Source organism: Algibacter pacificus (genome assembly GCF_008033385.1).
In the GTDB taxonomy this organism is placed as follows: domain Bacteria; phylum Bacteroidota; class Bacteroidia; order Flavobacteriales; family Flavobacteriaceae; genus Algibacter; species Algibacter pacificus.
In genome coordinates this window covers 225,728-244,873 of record NZ_VOGY01000006.1, presented here as the reverse complement: position 1 = coordinate 244,873, position 19,146 = coordinate 225,728, and the positions used below count along the sequence as shown (strand labels likewise).

At 33.1% G+C, this 19,146-nt stretch carries 11 protein-coding genes and 1 pseudogene; 2 read left to right on the top strand and 10 right to left on the bottom strand.

Features of this window, described 5'->3' with window-relative positions; genetic code table 11:
- Position 1: 1 nt before the first annotated feature.
- The 9 genes from FQU21_RS11150 to FQU21_RS11110 form a co-directional block, all read right to left on the bottom strand.
- Entirely contained in the window at positions 2-3,091 is a 3,090-nt protein-coding gene (locus tag FQU21_RS11150) for a SusC/RagA family TonB-linked outer membrane protein (protein ID WP_147678085.1), read from the bottom strand.
- A gap of 361 nt (positions 3,092-3,452) precedes the next feature.
- Entirely contained in the window at positions 3,453-5,669 is a 2,217-nt protein-coding gene (locus FQU21_RS11145) for a GH92 family glycosyl hydrolase (RefSeq protein ID WP_246124826.1), read from the bottom strand.
- Positions 5,670-5,924: 255 nt separating this feature from the next.
- Positions 5,925-6,902, bottom strand: a complete 978-nt coding sequence (locus FQU21_RS11140; protein WP_147678083.1) for an isoaspartyl peptidase/L-asparaginase family protein — start codon at positions 6,900-6,902, stop codon at positions 5,925-5,927.
- Between the two features lie 4 nt (positions 6,903-6,906).
- Positions 6,907-9,183 carry a GH92 family glycosyl hydrolase gene (locus tag FQU21_RS11135; protein WP_147678082.1) on the bottom strand — a complete coding sequence of 759 codons (2,277 nt, stop codon included), beginning with the start codon at positions 9,181-9,183 and terminating at the stop codon, positions 6,907-6,909.
- An 11-nt stretch (positions 9,184-9,194) separates the two neighbouring features.
- Entirely contained in the window at positions 9,195-10,280 is a 1,086-nt protein-coding gene (locus FQU21_RS11130; protein ID WP_147678081.1) for a glycoside hydrolase family protein, read from the bottom strand.
- A 6-nt stretch (positions 10,281-10,286) separates the two neighbouring features.
- Entirely contained in the window at positions 10,287-11,366 is a 1,080-nt protein-coding gene (locus FQU21_RS11125) for a carbohydrate-binding family 9-like protein (protein ID WP_147678080.1), read from the bottom strand.
- Positions 11,367-11,369: 3 nt separating this feature from the next.
- Positions 11,370-12,338: a glycoside hydrolase family 130 protein gene (locus FQU21_RS11120; RefSeq protein ID WP_147678079.1), complete on the bottom strand. Its 969-nt coding sequence runs from the start codon at positions 12,336-12,338 to the stop codon at positions 11,370-11,372.
- Between the two features lie 9 nt (positions 12,339-12,347).
- A complete protein-coding gene (locus tag FQU21_RS11115) occupies positions 12,348-14,225 on the bottom strand; it encodes a sodium:solute symporter family protein (RefSeq protein WP_147678078.1) in 1,878 nt (625 codons plus the stop codon).
- Positions 14,218-16,479 carry a GH92 family glycosyl hydrolase gene (locus tag FQU21_RS11110; RefSeq protein WP_147678077.1) on the bottom strand — a complete coding sequence of 754 codons (2,262 nt, stop codon included), beginning with the start codon at positions 16,477-16,479 and terminating at the stop codon, positions 14,218-14,220. The genes FQU21_RS11115 and FQU21_RS11110 overlap by 8 nt, the downstream gene beginning before the upstream one ends.
- Positions 16,480-16,618: 139 nt before the next feature.
- Between FQU21_RS11110 and FQU21_RS11105 the strand changes: the two genes are divergently transcribed.
- On the top strand, positions 16,619-17,692 hold the full coding sequence (locus FQU21_RS11105) for a sensor histidine kinase (RefSeq protein ID WP_147678076.1): 1,074 nt from the start codon (positions 16,619-16,621) through the stop codon (positions 17,690-17,692).
- The gene (locus tag FQU21_RS11100; RefSeq protein WP_147678075.1) at positions 17,689-18,408 is read left to right on the top strand and encodes a LytR/AlgR family response regulator transcription factor; all 720 of its coding nucleotides are present in this window, start codon (positions 17,689-17,691) and stop codon (positions 18,406-18,408) included. The genes FQU21_RS11105 and FQU21_RS11100 overlap by 4 nt, the downstream gene beginning before the upstream one ends.
- A gap of 5 nt (positions 18,409-18,413) precedes the next feature.
- On the opposite strand, the pseudogene FQU21_RS17710 reads toward FQU21_RS11100, so the two are convergent.
- Positions 18,414-18,921: pseudogene (locus FQU21_RS17710) on the bottom strand (glucosamine-6-phosphate deaminase); the annotation flags it as partial.
- Positions 18,922-19,146: the final 225 nt, after the last annotated feature.

Below are 19,146 nucleotides of genomic sequence, written 5' to 3'. Positions count from 1 at the left end.
TTTAAAATTTAACATTTAGTGAAACCCCATATGTTCTCTCTATGGGCACAGGTGAAAAATCAAAAGCTTGACCTCCTACCGAAGAATTAAAAACAGCTGCATCAGGTACTGTACCTGGAGTATTTCTATAAAGATAGAATAAATTTCTTCCAATTAAAGAAACTCTAATATTACTTAAATAACCTTTACCTAAAGAATTTAATATTGATTTTGGCAGGGAATATCCAAGAGAGATTTCTCCCAATTTCATAAAAGAAGCATCGTAAAGAAACTCTTCAGATATATTAGACACTGTACCCCAGTAAGATTGAGCTGATACTATTGTGGTGTTTGTACTACCATCTGCTAAAATACCATTAGGTGTGAAAAAAGGATCTCTACCAAGAGATACTGTTTTTGGAGTATTACCAGTACTTGTTGCAGAAGCCTCTGTTAACGAGTATATATCTCCACCTTGTTGCATTACAAATAATGCATTTAAAGACAGTTCTTTGTAGGTCGCATTAAAACCTATAGATCCTGTGAAATCGGCTTGAATATTTCCAATTTTCTCCTTTTGAGAAGTTGTTACAGGCAAGCCATCTTGACCTACTATTACATTTCCAGCATCATCTCTTTGGTATTTGAATCCATAAATATCACCATACTTTTCACCTACGTAACCACGAACTTCTTCTATAATGGTATTACTTGTAAAATATGGAAAAAACTCTGTCTCATTTGGCAGGTCTTCAATAACTCCTTTATTGGTCGCAAAATTTAAAGTTACTCCTAAATTAAAATCTTCTGTTTTAACAGGTACTACTTTTGCATACAACTCTATACCTTTATTAGAAATCTCTCCTACATTGGTAAGCAAACTAGACAATAGACTTGTTGAGTTTACAGGTACTGATGCAATTTGATTTCTAGTACGCTCATCATACAACGCAACATCAAAGCTTAAACGGTTTTCAAACAATCTAAACTCTAATCCAAATTCTGTAGTAGTGGAAATTTCTGGATCTAGATTAGGATCTACCCCTTCGTTTGGTGTGTTTGATTGCGATAAGTTAAAATTACTTAAAAAGACATTAAATGTAGGGTTTGTAGTTTGAGGTGTAGAAGCTTTACCTACTTCGGCCCAAGTACCTCTTACCTTTAAATAGTCTATCCAATCTGGCATATCAACCATTTCTGAAATTAATGCACTTAATCCAACAGATGAATATAAAAAGGAATTATTTGTTACTGGTAACGTAGAAGACCAATCATTTCTAATGGTAGCATTAAGAAACAAATAGTTTTTGTAAGACGCATCGGCAAAGCCATAAAGCGAGTGAATTTCTTCATCTGTAAATTGCTCATTAGCCTGTATATTAGTACCTGCATTTAAGAAAAGTGTACTTTCGGAATCCAATTTACCCGACAAAGCATTTAACGATTCTATACCTCTTCGCATTTGGTTGCCACCAGCACTAATACCAAAGGTAAAATCTTCATTTACTTCTTTGTTATAACTTAATAAAAACTCTGCATTTTCTTCTTTAAAGAAAGACTCTGAGGTATTTATAGATGGTGAGTTATTAAAAAATATTTGATCTTCATAACGCAAACCACTTATTTGCTCATATCTATAAGTATCTAGTCCATACTTCAGTTTAAGCCTAAGCTCATCAGAAAACTTAATATTAGCCCCTAAATATCCAAAAGATCTATTACGCTGATCATTATTAAAATTTTGCGCTTGTAGGAAATATGGGTTTCTGTTATTAGCGTTTGCATTTTCTGTTAAATTAGCACTAGGACCGTATAAAATTTCTTTGTTCTTGTTATCTTGAAAAACAAAACCTGGCGATAAGTCTTGAGTTCGGATATTAGCAGGAGTTGTATTAAAAAACGACACAAAACTATATCGTCCAATGGTTGGCCTTTGAAAACCCTTGGTATTTATGTAGGATACTTTGGCATCTATATTTAACCATGGGTTAATATCATAAGCCGCTTTAAAATCAAAATTTAAACGTTCTAAAGCTTGCCCGTCATAAATACCTTGTGTATCATCTTTACTAACAAGAACCTTAAAATTGCCATCTTCACCGCCTTTTGTAAAGCTTAATGCATGTCTTGTACTTACTCCTGTTCTTGTAAAATCTTCCAATAAATTAGATTGCGCTTGGTAAGGCAGTAACTCCCCTGTCCAAGCAACTCTTTCTACCCCATCAAACTGAGGGCCCCATGCTACTCGAGAACTGGGGTCGTAAACTCCATTGGTACCTTGACCATATTCATTTTGTCTATCTAGAAAAAAACCTGCTTCAGAAAATGTAGTAGACCCCGTGTACGATATTCCTAAACCTTGAGAACGCTTTCCACTTTTTGTTGTAACTAGTACAACCCCATTTCCACCACGTGCACCATACAATGCGGCGGCAGGACCACCTTTTAGTACAGATATACTTTCAATATCATCAGGGTTAATATCCAAAAACCCTCCACCATTAGAGTTTCCTCCAAATAAATCTTCAGCATCGGATGTGAATTCTTGAGTAGAAAATGGCACTCCATCTATAACCCAAAGTAATTGATCGTTTCCACTTAGAGAACTGGCTCCACGAATATCAATTCTAGGTTTTCCTCCAATACCACCAGAATTGGTAATATTTACCCCAGCAGCTTTACCTTGTAAAGATGCTGCTACATTTGGATTAGCACCACTAGAAATGGTTTTAGAGTCCACTTCTTGCACAGCATAAGCTAAGGCTTTCTTCTCCTTTTTAATACCCAAAGCTGTTACTACAATTTCGTCGAGAGCCTCAAGACTTTCAATTAACGTTACATTAATTACTTTTTGGTTGCCAACAACAATTTCTTGAGTTACAAAACCCAGATAAGAAATAATTAATACAGAAGAAGACCCCGCTTTAATGGAATATTTACCATCAAAATCTGTTGAAACCCCATTAGTGGTTCCCTGCTCTGTGATATTTACTCCGGGTAACGGCATACCACTTGCATCAACTACTGTTCCGCCTACAACCGTTTGAGCCTGCATACTGTAACAAAACAGCATACTGATAGCAAACAGAAGTTTAAGTACATTTTTTGTCATAATTAATTCAGTTTAGTTTAAATTTTTGTTAATTTATTATTAATTATAAAAAAACGAAAAATATATTATTAAAGAATTAGTTTTTCGACAAACAACAGTTTTAATAAGGAGTACGAGCCTATATTATTAGCTATAGATAATATTCCATAATGCTCTAGAGAACCACATTAAATTAATAAAAAAACAACATCTAAAACATGCTTAAGATTTTGTTTTGATTATAACACAGATTATTTTCTCCTCATTATTTTGATACGGCACTAAACCTTACAAAAAAAACAGATTCTAAGAGGTTGTATTTTTACAACAAATATTGAAGAGCAATTTTAAGATTATCGTATACTTTTTAGATAATAAAAGATTATTCTTGAATAATAGTTAAAACACCTGTTTTAATAACATCGGCATGATTAACAAAAAATCCTTTAACATCCCGATTACCTAGTTTAATCCTGTTAATGTTACCATTTTTATTTTTTTCTCGCTTAATAACTATTGCGTCTTTTTTGTAATATTTATTATTTAACCGAATTGTAATTTTATCAAAAACAGGTGTGGTAACAGCGTATTTTGTTTCGGCAGGAGCTACAGGATAAATCCCCATCATGGAAAAAACAGCCCAGGCACTCATGGTACCAGTATCATCATTTCCAGGGAGCCCATCGGGTGTGTTTTTAAAATATTTCTTTAATAATTCGCTTACTTTTAGTCCGGTTTTATATTCTTGTCCTTTTATATGATTAAATAAAAATGGATAATTAATATCTGGTTCGTTTGCCATGTCAAACTGGTTTTTATCAAAAACCTCTTCTAATCTTTTTACAAAAGGAGTTTGGCCTCCCATTAATTCAATAAGTCCTTTAGTATCATGAGCAGCCATAAAAGTGTATTGCCAAGCATTACCTTCAATAAACCCCAAGTTTTTTTCAAAATTCGCTCCTGCTTCAGGAATATATGGTGTTAACCAACTTCCATCATGATTTCTAGGGCGTAAGAGATTAAATTCTTTATCAAATAGTTTTCTATAAGAGATCGCTCTTTCAGAAAAGGTATTATAATCCTCTTGTTTATTTAGTGCTTTGGCAAGTTGTGCAATTGCAAAATCTGAAACATTATACTCTTGAGTTGTGGAAACAGAACCACTATGAACGGTTGTTGTTGTTAAATACCCCTTTTCAATATAATCTTTTATACCTGGGCGCAATGGGTTGTTTTCTATTTTTGTTGCACTCTTTTTCATGGCTTCATAAGCCTTGTTAACATCAAAATCTTGAATACCTTTTAAATAAGTATCTGCTATAACAATACCAGCCGGATCGCCTACCATAGTTGTTGTTTCTGTAGCATTTAATTCCCATTTTGGTAGCCATCCAGATTCATCATAAATTTGTAACATACTCTTTACCATGTTAGATTGTTGCTCTGGATATACCAAACTCATTAATTGGTGTAAATTTCTATAAGTATCCCAAAGCGAAAACGTGGTATAACGAGTACCGTCTGTTTTTAATGTTTCCCTAGTTTTCATTTTAGGATAATCGCCGTTATAATCATTTAAGGTGTTAGGGTGTATTAATGTGTGATATAAAGCGGTGTAAAAAATAGTTTTCTCATCCTTTGTGCCACCTTCAACTTCTATTCGCGATAAATAGGTGTTCCATTCTTTTTTAGCATCAAAAAGAATGTTATCAAAACTTTTATCAGCAGTTTCTTTTTCTAAATTTTCACGTGCATTTTCTATACTTACATAAGATATTCCTATTTTCATTTCTATTGTTGATGGACTATCAAAATTATAGCGCATAAAAGCACCTATACTATCGCCAACTACTTCTTTTGTGTAATTTTCTTTAATTCGGGTTTCGCTATTATAGGTCATCCAATCTGCTTCAACACCTTTATACGTTCTTGGTTTTTTCCAAACACCAAATTTATCGGCTGGTTTAGAAAAACGTGCTACAAAATAAACAGGATATGCTTCTTCTGCTTTATAATAACAAAACGCACCTACACTACGCATGCCTTCAATTTCTGTGGGAGATACTACTTTAACCATTGCTCCCTCTTCATTGGTTAACCCCAAACCAAGATTTAAAAGAATGTTGGCATCTCCAGCAGGAAAATGATATTTACTAACCCCAACTCTAGTCGTTGCCGTGGCTTCAACTTTTACATTATATTTATCAACTTTATTGGTGTAATAACCAACCGTTGCTTTTTCTTCGGAATAGGTTGAGCCATAATTTAAGTGATTTGTTTCTAAATCTCCAGTTGTAGGCATTGCTAAAATTACGCCAAGTTCTGGGCAACCAACACCACTTAAATTGACATGACTAAAACCTGTTAAAAAAGGGTTTTCATTAATGTATGGTGTAGATAACCAACGACTATCTTTCTCTAAAGGTAAGTTTTTAGGTCCTGCAACATTAAATGGAGATACATTTGCCATACCACGAACTGCGATAGGCCCAGGGTTAGTGGTTCCAAAATTTGAAGTGCCTATAAATGGATTTACGTATTGTGTGAAATCTTTAAAAACCTCAACCGTTTCTTCCTGCTTTTCACATGAAAACAACATTAAAATAACACTTGTAAAAAGGAACAACTCTCTGTTTAAAATATTTTTCATTATTTCTATGTTAATTTGCTTTTTGAATTTAAAAAAATATCTAATCATGTAAAAAACGCTGCATACACTTAATAACAAAGCTCTAAAAAGAGCTTAAACAATTATAGGTAATAAAAAAAAGAATATGTAATTAACTATTTTAATTCTTTTAATTATCAATTAACCTTTCTAAATACGCATTCTTAAATTGAACATGTTTTATGTTTAAGGTAAAAAGTAATTACCATCAATTAATTGATTATCTAAAAACCTTGTTTGTACAGCATAATTAAAACCAGGTCTTAAACAGTAAGAACCATATTCGCCATTTTTATTTAAGGCAATAAAACCAACTTGTAACCACTCTAAATCTGGCGAGTTTTTATAAGTTTTATAAATACGCTCTACTACTTCTTTACAAGCTTGCTCTGGCGATTTTCCGTAGCGCATTAACTCAACTACCATAGCGCTACCCGCTGTTCTTATCATGGCTTCTCCCATCCCTGTAGCTGCTGCTGCACCAACTTCATTATCTAAAAATAAGCCTGCTCCAATTATTGGCGAATCGCCAACACGCCCATGCATTTTCCATGCGGCACCACTTGTTGTGCACGCACCAGAAAGGTTACCGTTTTCATCTAACGCCAGCATACTTATGGTATCGTGATTTTCTATATTAATCACTGGCTTATAATTTGAATTTACTAACCAATCTTGATACGCTTTTTTAGACTTACCTGTTAATAAATTTTCTTTTTTAAAACCTTGTTCTAAAGCAAATTGTAATGCGCCTTCACCAACTAGCATCACATGAGGAGTTTCTTCCATTACCTTTCGTGCTACAGAAATGGGGTGTTTTATATGTTGTAAAAATGCTACCGAACCACAATTATTGTTATGGTCCATTATACAAGCATCTAAGGTTACCTTCCCTTCTCTATCTGGAAAACCGCCTAAACCCACGGTTTGCACATCTGGGTTTGCTTCTGCAGTTCTTACACCAGCCTCAACGGCATCAAGTGCCTTTGCTCCTTTTTTTAAGAGGTTCCATGCTATTTGGTTTGCTTCTAAACCATGGTTCCATGTAGAAATAACTACTGGTTTAATTATTTCTTTTTCTTTTTCTTTTTTAGAACTAGAATTTTCGCAAGTATTAAAACTAAAAACTACAGTAAAAATGAATATAAATTTTAAAACTTTCATATTTTTAATATATCTTATTTTGAAGAGGTAAACGAGCATTATTAAATAGCGTATTATTTGGTGTGCTAGTCATTTTGAATTCTAACACACCGCCTTTAATAATTTCTTTATGAGTGATATAAAGTCTATCTAGAACTTCTCCGTTTAGTGCAATGCTTTCTACGTAAATATTACTAGGAGCATATTGTTTTGCAATAACCTTAAAGGTTTTATTTTCTGGCAATTGTATTACCGCCTCTTTAAACAAAGGCGCTCCTAAGTGATAGACCCCTTGCGCAGGATTTACAGGATAAAACCCTAAGGCATTAAAAATATACCAAGACGACATTTGTCCGCAATCCTCATTTCCGCAATGTCCATTTGGTTCATTTTTATATTGATTTTCTAAAATATTACGAACTATTTTTTGCGTTTTAGAAGGTGTTTTTAAATAATTATATAAATAAGCTACATGATGACTTGGTTCGTTACCATGTGCATATTGCCCAATCATTCCTGTACTAAATACAGGCAATTTATCTGTTGGATCTGGGTAGTAGGAAAACATAGAATCCAGTTTTTGTTCAAAACGTTCTGCGCCTCCTGTTTTTTTAATAAGCTTACCAACATCGTGGGGCACATACCAATAGTATTGCCATGCATTGCTTTCGCAAAAATACGAACTGTATTCTTTAGGAATAAATGGCTTTATAAATTCGCCTTTTTCATTTTTAGGCTGAAACCATGAATTTTTTTCGTTATAAAGGTTTTTCCAATTTTGAGACCGCTTAATAAAATAGTTATAGTCATCAAGTTTTCCTAAATCTTTCGCAAACATAGCTATACACCAATCATCATAAGCATATTCCATCGTTTTTGATACCGACCAATTTTCATGGTGTTTATCTACAGGTATATACCCTTTATCCATGTATATTTCGATTTGCCTATCGGTTACCATAGCACTTTCTTTACAGGCCCGATAAGCAACATTAGCATTAAATTTAAACCTCTTAAAATACGCGTCAACAATTACAGGGACGGCATGATACCCAATCATCATATTGGTTTCACTCCCCTGCATAGACCAAACTGGAAGTTCGCCAGTTTCGCTATAATGTGCCAAGAGTGATTTTATCATATCTGGAACCAACTTAGGCTGTAAAATGGTATAAAGTGGATGGGCTGCTCTATAAGTATCCCACAAGGAAAAAGTATCATAACGATGAAAACCTCGTGCTCTAGCTATTGGATTTGTTCCTTCCTTATAAGTACCATTTTCATCATTAGCTGCTTTGTAAGTTCCTCCATAATCGCTAAATAGTGTAGGTGCTAACATAGCCTGATACATCATGGTGTAAAACACCCTTTTTTTATCTTCGTCTTCTGATTTTATTTTAACTTTTTTAAGTTGATTTTCCCAAATTAGTGTTGATTTCTCCTGCTGATAATCAAAATCGAAACCTATAGTTTCCATTTTTATAGCATAAGCCGCAGCTTTGCAACTTGTTGAAGACAATCCTGTTTTTATTATTATTTGCTCATTTTCATTGGTGCTATACTTTATCACCAATTTTGTATTTCCTTTTACAGGGTACACTGCTAAACTATCATTTTTAAAATAGTTAAAAGAATCAAATGGTTTTGAGAATTGCATTTGAAAATATACTTTTTGATTTCTTGCCCAACCTGTAGACATACGATATCCTTGAATAGTAGTGTCGTTTACTTTTTCTAGATAGGTCTCTGTGGGTTTATCCCAATTTAAAGCATATCCCAAATCAATATGTATTTCACTATTCCTATCCTCGGGAAAGGTATAGCGATGTATACCCACTCGTTTTGTTGCTGTTAATTCTGCCTTTATTCCATAATCTAATAAATCTACGGTATAGTAGCCAGGAAAAGACTTTTCTTGATCGTGACTAAAGGATGAAAAGGGTTTAAAATTATTCGCTTCAATACGTTTATTAAATCTAGAATTAGTTGGCATAACTAAAATATCATATAAATCTCCTGCACCTGTTCCAGATAAATGCGTATGAGAAAAACCCGTTATTATAGAATCTTGATAATAATACCCTGCAATTCTATCCCAACCTGGAATACCAATATCTGGACTTAATTGCACCATTCCAAAAGGTACTGTTGCTCCAGGATATGTATTTCCTGGGCCATCTGTTCCTATAAAAGTATTTACATAATTTACTAACATTTTTTCAGCTCCTTTCTGGGAGTTTTTAGATTGATCACATGATACAAATGCTAGTACAATAATTATATAAATGAAGCTTTTTTTCATTGATTCTTTTTCTATTTTGATGCTTTTATTACTTTGAAATGAGATTCTTGAATACCGAAAAAAGCAACACCATTTGCGCCACTTTCCTTTGCCGCGTTAATAGTTTTAGCTACGGTTTTATCTGTCATTTCTGGGACGTATAACCCTGTGTGTAATTGCGTGTTTCTACCTTGCAAATCCTCTATGCCTTGCTCTGATGCAAATTTAACCCAATCTACACCTTCATTATAAAAATTATTATAAATCATAGGAAGTACAGCGTCAATATTCCACTTATCCCAACGTTGACGAACCATATGGTCTGCCATTTCAGGATATGGAAATACGGCTGCTGTTAACTTTTTGCCATTTTTATGCGCTATTTCATACGCTCCATCTACGATTGTTTTAATTTCATTTAATCGAAACTGTTTCCACTCCATATCAATAGCAGGAACCTCAACTTCTTTTATATTTCGACCGTATAACTTTTGAAATTTATCTACAGCTGCATCAGAATAATCGAAATCATAATCTGGTAATTCTTCATTTTGAATTAAATTGTATTTAGGTAATAAACCTACTGGCAAATATACATCTGGATATCTAATATAATCTAGATGTACACTTGTAATACCTTCTACTTTTGCTAAACCTTCGACTAAATTCCAAACATGTTGGCGTGCATCTGGATGACTAGGTGATAACCATTGATAATAATCTACATAAGGACGATTATCAAAACATGATTTACCACTTCGGCTTACCATATACCAGTCTGGGTGTTTTAGCGCGGTAGTGTCGCCTGGTCTGTTCATGGTAAACATCCACGCATGCACTTCTAAGCCTTCCTCAATAGCTAAAGGTGCAATTTTAGATAAATATTCAGCATCAGCTCTGGTATCAATTAATACGGCATCTATACCATTATCTGCATATTTTTTAAATTGTTTTTTATGAATACTGTCTGCTACTCCAGAACCCGCACCATACCAAGCCCAGTATTTAAAAGGTTGCTCTACAACTTCAGCTTTTTTAGAAATCGCTTCGTTTTTTTGCTTTGCACATGAAACCACTATAAGCAAAGTAATGACTATAAGATATAAGTTATGTTTCATTTTGATTTATTTTATGATGATTTGACCGCTTTCATTTATAATAATTTGATTTCCTGTAAATGGACTTTTAACCCAAATATTATATCCCGTTTCATGAGATTGATATATTGGGGTTATTTTTTGTTTTAAAACTAATTTTGTAGCACCAATATTTTTAGGTGTTATTGTTTTATCTAGTAAACCTCTATGTAAATCGAATAAAAGCCACTTGATATGCTCGTCTTTAGGAATAACAAATTCTTTAGTATCGCTAGAATCTCCATTTCCAAAATACACATAGCCCCAAGTTTCTGGTTGATGCATGGCAATAACGCCTTGCGGTGACCATACCCAATTATATTCTGACTCAAATTTACCAGCCGCATTTTTTTTACGAGAATACCGATTGTTTTCTAATTGAAAATCCCAATGGACTCTAGAAAAATTAACTCTCCAAAATTTATTTTTCAACTCTATAATTTGATAATACGATGTTTGAAATACTTTTAAAGGAATTGCTATTTCTACACTCCAACTTTTATCTATATCGTTCGGGTTATTTAAAGTTCCATCAATATGCACAGCAGATTTTATACCGTTTGCATCCCAGCCATTTAAAACTAAAGCACCATCTCTATATGGTTTAGTAATGAATAAATCCCAAAGTGTATTGAGCGTATTAAATTCAAATTCATAGTAATTATGGGCGTCACCATCTGGGTCTATGAAAATTTCAAAATCATTGTTATAATAAACAATAGTATCTTTTTGTTTTAACGTTCCCCATACATGAGGTTCTTCCATAGTTGCTAAAAAATAAATATAATTTTTATCCCAAAGCATTTTTACTCGGGTATTATATTTTGGTTTTTTAACACCTTGAATGTCTATAAACAAATCTGAAAACTGGGCGTTTTTCCATGATTTCTCTAATTCTAAACCATCTATTTCAATAGGCTCCTGTGTATAATTTGCGGAATAGGTTTTAGGAATAATACGGTTTGTTACATCTTGAGCACAAATAGATAGCGGCAGGTATAGAGAAAAAAGACTTATAAAACATAAGCTCTTTTTTAAGAAACCATTTATGTTTATTATTAATCTCATCTCTTAAAGTATACTATTATTTTTTGTGAATTTTAATATCTCGCTTATGTAACCAAAGGCTAATGCGACAACAGTATCTGCTGCTCCATAAAAAATGGTTACTTTATCGGCTTCAACATCCTGTAAAGAGGCACATGGAAAAATTACATTAGGAACATCTCCTATTTGCTCATAAGGTTCCGACGGCGTTAATAAGTAAGGTTGCGTTCTAAACTTCACAATGTGTGGATTATTTTTATCCAATATTGCAGAACCCATGGCGTATCTAAACCCATTACAGGTATTAATAACACCATGATAAAACATAAGCCAACCTTCATTGGTTAAAAATGGCACCGACCCTGCACCTACTTTTGTGCATTGCCATGCACTATCTTTGAATGCGGTGGGAGACATCATGTGTCTGTGTTCTCCCCAATATTTCATATCGGGACTATAGCTCATATAAATATCTCCAAAAGGGGTATGTCCATTATCGCTAGGGCGACTCATCATAGCATATTTTCCATTTATTTTTTCAGGAAATAACACACCATTTCTATTAAAAGGTAAAAAGGCACTTTCACACTGAAAAAATTCTACAAAGTCAAAGGTATAACCAATACCAATGGTTGGCCCGTTATGCCCTTCGCACCATGTAATCCAATAACGGTCTTCTAGAAATACAACTCTTGGATCGTATTTATAATCCCCTAAAACCTGCGCTTCATCACCTGCTTTAAAATCTATAGGGTTTTCATTGATATCCCAATGAATACCATCATTACTAAAGCCTGCAAAAATATTCATTTGCACAGCTTTATTATCACATCTAAATACTCCAGCAAAGCCTTCTTTAAAGGTGACTACTGCACTATTAAACACACTATTAGATGTTGGAATAGCATCTCTTTTAATTATTGGATTTTCAGAATAGCGCCAAACAACATTTGGACTCCCTTCTGGTTTATCTTGCCATGGAATTGAATTCATCTAATTTATTTAATTTTTATATTTTTTTACTTTATCTAGCCAAGTGAATTTTAAAATAACGGTTGTTAATATAAACACTGCAAGCGCTATCCACATTTTTGGATAATCTCTTATCATGAGATATATAGGTAGCAATATCATACTAGATTGCCAAACAACTCCAACAATACAATTTAGCATATCGCTAATAAAATCGTTATTTTTTTCAAAACTCTCGTTTTCATTTTTAAGTGTTTTATAAACAGGATTCCACCATCCCCAAGGCCGTACAGTTGAATAAAAACTTTTTAAAGTTTCCATATTAGTTGCAGGAGTAAACCAAGTGCCTAAAAATGATCCCAATAAAGATACTACAAATATTACTGGAAACACATAAATAGCTGGTAAGTGCGCAGCATCAAACAACCAACTACCCTCTTCGAAATTAGCTTTATTTTGATCTAATAAAAATTGAAGAGTTGCTATAATCAAACCTGACGTCATACCCCAAAAATACCCCCAACCATTAAAACGCCACCAAATCCATTTTAAAAAATTTGCCGCTACATAACCACCAAAAAGCGCACTAGTAATCCATAGGGTTAATGAGTTAATGGATTCTGCAAAAAACCCCATAAATACCCCTAAAAAAACAATAGCAAATGATGCTAAATGACTTGCTTTTATATAATGCTTAGGAGTTTCTGAAGGTTTAAAATACTTTTTATAAATATCGTTAACAATATATGCTGGCCCCGAATTTACATACGCTGAAAATGTTGACATAAAAGCTGCCAACAAGCCTGCCAACAACAAGCCTTTAATCCCCACAGGTACATGATTATTGATTACTTTAGGTAAAATAACTTCTAAATCTCCTAGACTTAGTGAACTAGAGTTTGCCATTTCGGGAGCTAAAAACACCAATCCTAAAACAACAATACCACCAATAAGTAAATACCTTGGTATAAAAAGCACAAGATTTGTAAATCCGCTCATATAAGCTGCTTCTTTCACAGACCGAGTAGATAAAATACGTTGCATATCATAGCTTGGTGTTGGCCCAGCAATACTAGCAAAAAAACCTTTAAAAAGAGACATACCAATAAATGCACCAAACATTTTATAGCCATGAGTATCTATTAAAGTATTAAAAGCTTCAAACCTCCCTGACCATGACCCCTCTAGTTCTGCACCAAAAAACACATTACTCCAATCTGCAGAAAGCACACTTGTAATTTGCAAATCTGTTACTGTTATAAAAGCATATACCGCAACGAGCACGCCGGCTAATACCATAATAAAATATTGTAAAACCTCGGTAGCAACAACAGAAAACATACCGCCTTTAATGGTGTATATAGTGGTTAAGAATATAATAATTAAGGCATAGTTTTGGTCTGAACTTAACAACACGGCATCCCCCATCACCAATGTTAAATCCCAGGGTAAAATAATAGTCATAAACTTTCCAACCCCTTCGAAAAAATAGGCTATAAAACCAACAGATGCTATAATAGCAAAAATAGCGACTATTAAGTGTGAGGCTCTTCCAGATTTTCCATCTCCAAAACGTGTTAAAATCCACTCAGAACCTGTCATAATATTAGAGCGTCTTATCCAAGCTGCTAAAAATATCATTACAAAAATTTGATTAAAAATTGGCCACATCCACATAAACATGAAACTCTTAACACCGTATAAGAAAAGGATGCCAACCATCCATGCGGTACCAGATACATCAAACATTCCGGAACCATTACTTAGCCCTAAGTAATACCATTTGATACTTTTTCCTCCTAAAAAATAAGAATCTAATCCTTTGGACGCTCTTTTAGATATCCAAACTCCAACGCCTAGTGTTAGTAATATATAAGATATAATAATTGCAACATCAATACTATTCATTATTTCCCCTAGTTTTAGTTAATCCCCAACTCTTATTAGGCGTTTCTCCCATTACAAAATGTAAGGTGCCACCGTCTAATATTTCTTTATGTGATATAGAGGTTCTATTAAAAACCTCTCCATTAAGAGTTGCAGATTGTATGTAAATATTTTTACTCGAAACCCCTTTGGCTATAATATTAAATGCTTTATTTTTTGAAAGATTTATAGTTGTCTTTTCATAGATAGGACTACCAATTTCATATTCTCCTGAAGCTGGATTTAAAGGATACAATCCTATGGAGCTTAATACATACCATGCACTCATTTGTCCACAGTCTTCATTACCACTTAACCCGTTTGGCGTGGTATTATATTGTGTATCTAAAATATGCCTTACCCAATATTGAGTTCGCCATGGTGCGCCTGCTTTATTAAACAAATAAGGTATATGGTGACTAGGTTCGTTACCATGAGCATATTGACCAATTAAACCAGATATATCTACGGACACATTATCTCCTGTAATTTTAGAATTTTCAGTAAATAACTGCTCTAGCCTGTTGGTAAAAATAGTGTTACTGCCGTGAAGTTTAATAAAATCTTCAACATTATGAGGCACAAACCAACTATGCTGCCATGCATTTCCTTCTGTATAATCTGTATGCTCTCTATGGTTAGAGTACTTAGGATCAAAGGGTTCGTTCCATGATATTCCATCGTCAGATTTCCCACGCATAAACCCTGTTTCATTATCGAATAAATATTGATATGCTTTAGAGCGTTCATGAAAAAAGTTATAATCTTCTTCTTTACCTAATGCCTTTGCCATTTGTGCCACACACCAATCATCATAGGCATATTCAAGAGTTATAGTTACAGATTCATCTTGCAAATGGTAAGGAATATATCCATATTTTTTATAATACGCTAACCCTCTTTCATCTTGCATCATTGTTGTTTTCATAGCTTCATATGCTTTTTCAGCATCAAAACCACGTATACCTTTTAGGTAAGCTTCTACAATTACTGGTATGGAGTGATAGCCAGTCATGGTATTTGTTTCATTCCCATACAAGGTCCAAACCGGTAGTATTTTTTTGGTTTCGTAGTATGCCAACATAGACTTTATGATATCCTTAACTTTATGTGGAGCTATTAATGTAAGTAAAGGCTGTTGAGCTCTAAAAGTATCCCAAAGCGATAGGGTAGAATAAGCTGTATAATTATCTGCTTTTATAATGCTATCATTTTCTTTTCTAAACTGCCCATTTTTATCACTAAAAGTTACTGGCGCCAATTGGCTATGATATAGTGCGGTATAGAATATAGTTTTTAAAGAGTCTATTGGGGTTTCTACTTGAATTTTAGCTAAAGCATTATTCCATATACTTTCGGTGTCTTTTTTAACAGCATCAAAATTAAAACCATTTGCTTCCAAATTGTCTTTAGCATTCGCTATACTTACTGAAGATAAAGCTACTTTTACCAATAACTCTTCATTATTATTAGTTTTGAAAAATAGTTGTGATGCCGTTTTCATTCCTTCAGAACTTTTAGTATCACTTACTATGCCATCAGAATATAGTTTTGAATGTGATATCGGTTTTGAAAATTTGGCAACAAAAAATACTTTTTGATTTTTTGCCCATCCTTCACTAAACCTGTAACCACTTATGGTTTGCTCATCTTCAATAGTTATTGCAGATTTTGTAGCCTTATCCCAATTTATAGCAAAACCCAAATTAACAACAACAGATTGCTGTTCATTTTGTTTAAAAGTATATTTATGATAAGCCGTTCTTTGAGATGTTGTTAGTTCTACATTCACTCCTGAGTCTTCCAAAAAAACTTGGTAATATCCTGGTGTAGCAATTTCATTTCCATGACTATATTTAGATTTGTATGCTAAACGGTCTCTAGAATTTGGGGTTATTGATAAATCAAACTCCTTGTTTGTAGGCATTAAAAGAATATCGGCTAGATCTCCAATACCTGTACCACTTAAACTTAAATGACTAAACCCTATAGTTATAGAATCTGAATAATGATAACCAGAGCACCAATCCCAACTAGCTATGCCATTTACGGGACTAACTTGTAACATTCCAAAAGGAGTAGTAGCTCCAGGATACGTATGCCCATGACCTCCAGTGCCTATAAATGGATTTACTTTAGTTATTAAAATAGGTTTGGTATTTTTATTTATTAGCTCTTTATTTTTGCAACTAATTAAAAAGCATAGCAATAAAAAAAGTGTAATATAACGGTTCATAGTAAATAATTAATTCTCTTAATGTAAAAATTCATAATTTTACGGAGGTAACAAATAATTTTAGACGGATAACATATTAACCAAGCTAAACACCATTATTTAATCTAAACCCCATTAGTTTAAAACCCCACTTCTATTTATGGCAAAAATAAAACTCGATTCTGGACGTAACCATCAAATATCCTTTATGTATCATGTTATTTTTTGGATAATCTACTTTTTATCAAATGCTTTGAGATGGGGAAGTTACTTTAATGATTATGCCTATTCCTTAAAAACTAATTTGATAGGGTTTCCTATCCATATGGTATTGTGTTATTTTGTTATTTATGTACTAATTCCCCGACTACTTTTTAAAAAGTGGTATTTAACCTTTATAATTTCATTATTATCTAGTATATTCTTGATGGTTGTTATAAAATTTAATTTAACCTACTTTTTAGTTAGTACAAATGTTTGGCCCGAAGGTCCTTCTGTAACCAATAACTTCACATTTAATTATGCCATAGATATGATGATTGGGGAACTTTATGTAATAACATTTGTAACGGCTATTAAAATTACCTTTGATTTTTTAAGAGAACATAAACATGTTGCTGATCTTGAAAAGGCAAATTTAGAAACAGAATTACTTTTTCTTAAAACTCAAATTTCTCCCCACTTTTTTTTTAATACGCTTAATAACATCCACGCATTAGCTTTAGAGAAATCTGACAAAACATCAAAAATAATTCTAAAGCTATCCGAATTAATGCGGTATCTATTATATGAAACAAGAAAAAAACGACAAACATTAGAGAACGAAATTCTTTGTATTCAAAATTATCTAGACTTAGAAAAAATACGGCATGATGATTCCTTAGAGGTTAAAATGGCTATCTCTGGAGAGATTAAAGACAAAAAAATTGCCCCAATTTTATTACTTTCGTTTATAGAAAATGCTTTTAAACATGGTGTGAATAAAAATATTGGATTAATAAAAATAACTATAACTTTAGATATTTTAGAAAACTTTCTTTACTTTACGGTTACTAATCCATTACCTTCAAAAGTTACACAATCCAGTTCTATTAGCGATTCAGGAGGTATAGGGTTGAAAAACGTACGAAAACGACTTGCTTTAGGCTATAATGAAAATGACTATCAACTCACGCTTAAAGAAAATAAAAACACCAATACTTTTTTTGTTAAACTAAAAATAAAGGTATCATGAGTATAAAATGCTTAATTGTAGACGACGAGCCATTGGCTATTAATGTTATTAAAAACTATTTACAGCAAATAGAAGGCTATGAATTAATTAAGACCTTTAGTAATGCTGTTGATGCTTTAAACTTTTTAAAAACAGCCTCTGTAGATGTTATTTTTTTAGACATCAATATGCCTGTTTTAGATGGTTTAAATTTTATTAAAAGTTTAAAAAACCCACCAATCCTTATCATCACCACGGCTTATGATGAATTTGCTGTTGAAACTTATGAGCTTGATGTGCTAGATTACTTGCTTAAACCTATTGAGTTTTCAAGGTTAATGCAAGCTCTAAACAAAGTTGAAAGAAGATTAAATAGCAACAATAAAGATATAGCTAACACTAGTTTATCTAAATCTCGCCCACACCTCTTTATCAAAATTGATAAAAAGAAAATGAAAAAAATATACTTAGATGAAATTCTAATTATTGAATGCCTCAAAGATTATTTAAAAATATACACCACAAACGGTAAACACATAATACACAGCACATTATCCGATTTTACAGAACTACTTCCCGAAAAAGACTTTATTCGTATCCATAGATCTTACACTATAGCTTTAAATAAAATAGATGTTGTTGAAGGAAACAGTATTGAAATAGAAGGGATGAGATATACTATAGGTCGTTCTTACCTCGAAAAAGCTAAGAAAAAAATACTAACAAAAACAGCATAAAGCGCTTAAAAAAGGTTGGGCTTAAATGCTTCAATAGCAACATAATCTGCTAGACCTAAACGGTTATATTTCATAGCGGTTAGCCTATTTCTACCTTCAACTCTTTCCAAAAACGCCCTAGTATCGTCTCCTTGAAACATAACGCCATCTTTTTTTTGATTGATAATAAAAAATGGCATGTCGTTTTTTTAACACCTCATCTGGACTTAAAGGCACAGCATTTTCTATTTGATAAGATTCCCTTTCATGCTATGCTCCTTTATATAACCACACCCAACAATTTTTCATATAGTCATTACATTTTATAACTCATCTATGGTCATGAACAATCCATCAAGACATACTTTATGTGTACCATGCGGGTCTGCTAAATCTCCAGCGCCATATATTGGATGTGGTTTTACCTCGTGTATTAATGCCTTTAAAACAGCAATATCTTTATTACTAATACTATTCTTTTTTTATAGTTCCAGTTTCATAAAATGGTAAATTAAGAAAATTAACGTTGGTATCATTTAAGACTAAAATACCATATTGGCACTAATGATTCACTCCAATGATTGAGGTCATGTACTTCGTTCTATATTTACTTGTACTTAACTACTTTTAAACCAATACGATAAAAAAATATGATGTTTTCTGCTTTTTTGCAGGTTAGAAAAATAAAAAAACGACCATTAAGAATAGTAAGCCCTAGAACGTTTTAAACTATCATGTTTTCGTACATATTACCTCGTA

Coding starts and splice junctions, on each gene's coding strand:
- FQU21_RS11150 (WP_147678085.1), bottom strand. CDS start 3,091: ATGACAAAAAATGTACTTAAACTTCTGTTTGCTATCAGTATGCTGTTT.
- FQU21_RS11145 (WP_246124826.1), bottom strand. CDS start 5,669: ATGTTGTTTTCATGTGAAAAGCAGGAAGAAACGGTTGAGGTTTTTAAA.
- FQU21_RS11140 (WP_147678083.1), bottom strand. CDS start 6,902: ATGAAAGTTTTAAAATTTATATTCATTTTTACTGTAGTTTTTAGTTTT.
- FQU21_RS11135 (WP_147678082.1), bottom strand. CDS start 9,183: ATGAAAAAAAGCTTCATTTATATAATTATTGTACTAGCATTTGTATCA.
- FQU21_RS11130 (WP_147678081.1), bottom strand. CDS start 10,280: ATGAAACATAACTTATATCTTATAGTCATTACTTTGCTTATAGTGGTT.
- FQU21_RS11125 (WP_147678080.1), bottom strand. CDS start 11,366: ATGAGATTAATAATAAACATAAATGGTTTCTTAAAAAAGAGCTTATGT.
- FQU21_RS11120 (WP_147678079.1), bottom strand. CDS start 12,338: ATGAATTCAATTCCATGGCAAGATAAACCAGAAGGGAGTCCAAATGTT.
- FQU21_RS11115 (WP_147678078.1), bottom strand. CDS start 14,225: ATGAATAGTATTGATGTTGCAATTATTATATCTTATATATTACTAACA.
- FQU21_RS11110 (WP_147678077.1), bottom strand. CDS start 16,479: ATGAACCGTTATATTACACTTTTTTTATTGCTATGCTTTTTAATTAGT.
- FQU21_RS11105 (WP_147678076.1), top strand. CDS start 16,619: ATGGCAAAAATAAAACTCGATTCTGGACGTAACCATCAAATATCCTTT.
- FQU21_RS11100 (WP_147678075.1), top strand. CDS start 17,689: ATGAGTATAAAATGCTTAATTGTAGACGACGAGCCATTGGCTATTAAT.